This window comes from Corynebacterium sp. HMSC072A04 (genome assembly GCF_001809235.1).
Taxonomy (GTDB): domain Bacteria; phylum Actinomycetota; class Actinomycetes; order Mycobacteriales; family Mycobacteriaceae; genus Corynebacterium; species Corynebacterium hiratae.
The window spans coordinates 87,557-88,421 of the sequence record NZ_KV796793.1; the positions used below are offsets into that span (position 1 = coordinate 87,557).

Sequence of the window (865 nt, forward strand, 5' to 3'; positions counted from 1 at the left end):
TCGCGAGTTCGAGTCTCGTCATCCGCTCCAGCACATGTAGTGTGTGAGGCGGTATCGCCACGGTGGAATGGCCGAGTGGTGAGGCAACGGTCTGCAAAACCGTGCACACGGGTTCGATTCCCGTTTCCACCTCAAATGCTGGCGCCCAAACAGGGCGCTGCGAGCGCGTTTAGCTCAGCGGGAGAGCGCTTCCCTGACACGGAAGAGGTCACTGGTTCAATCCCAGTATCGCGCACAAGGACTTTGTCCTAGAAACCGGGCCTGGTTTCGAATGCGGATGTAGCGCAGTTGGTAGCGCATCACCTTGCCAAGGTGAGGGTCGCGAGTTCGAGTCTCGTCATCCGCTCCAAGACTTTCTTGACGCCAAACTTTTTGGCATAAGTGAGTGGAGGGTCTTGATAAATACATATGCGCGATTAGCTCAGTGGGAGAGCGCTTCCCTGACACGGAAGAGGTCACTGGTTCAATCCCAGTATCGCGCACAGGGTTTCCATTTGGAGCCCGCGACGAGCGAGAGCTCGTCACGCGGATGTAGCGCAGTTGGTAGCGCATCACCTTGCCAAGGTGAGGGTCGCGAGTTCGAGTCTCGTCATCCGCTCCGGCGAAAGTGTCCCCCCATGACGGAGGGGCACTTTTTTATTTTCTTCGCCCTTGCCTCATTCACGGTAGATAGTGGCACAAAATCGCAGATTTTTGATGCCTTGTTTACCGTGAGCGCTCAGGTTGGATAAGTTTGCCCGGGAGGTTGCCTGGGAGATGTCCAGGTTTGAGGTGGGGGCGTGTTGGAAGGGGACTTTTCCCCGTCGGTGGCCGAGCTTTTCGCCAGCCATTTATGGGCTTAAGGGACATTTCGTGTGGATTTGCG

The 865-nt window shown here is 56.2% G+C and carries 5 tRNA genes; all 5 read left to right on the forward strand.

The annotated features are described in order from the left end of the window. The first annotated feature begins 61 nt into the window (after positions 1-61). The 5 genes from HMPREF2565_RS08265 (at position 62) to HMPREF2565_RS08285 (ending at position 598) form a co-directional block, all read left to right on the forward strand. A tRNA-Cys gene (locus tag HMPREF2565_RS08265) sits at positions 62-132 on the forward strand. Between the two features lie 31 nt (positions 133-163). Next, positions 164-235, forward strand: a tRNA-Val gene (locus tag HMPREF2565_RS08270). Between the two features lie 38 nt (positions 236-273). Beyond that, positions 274-349, forward strand: a tRNA-Gly gene (locus tag HMPREF2565_RS08275). A gap of 61 nt (positions 350-410) precedes the next feature. Beyond that, a tRNA-Val gene (locus tag HMPREF2565_RS08280) sits at positions 411-482 on the forward strand. Between the two features lie 43 nt (positions 483-525). Next, positions 526-598 (forward strand) — tRNA-Gly (locus tag HMPREF2565_RS08285). Positions 599-865: the final 267 nt, after the last annotated feature.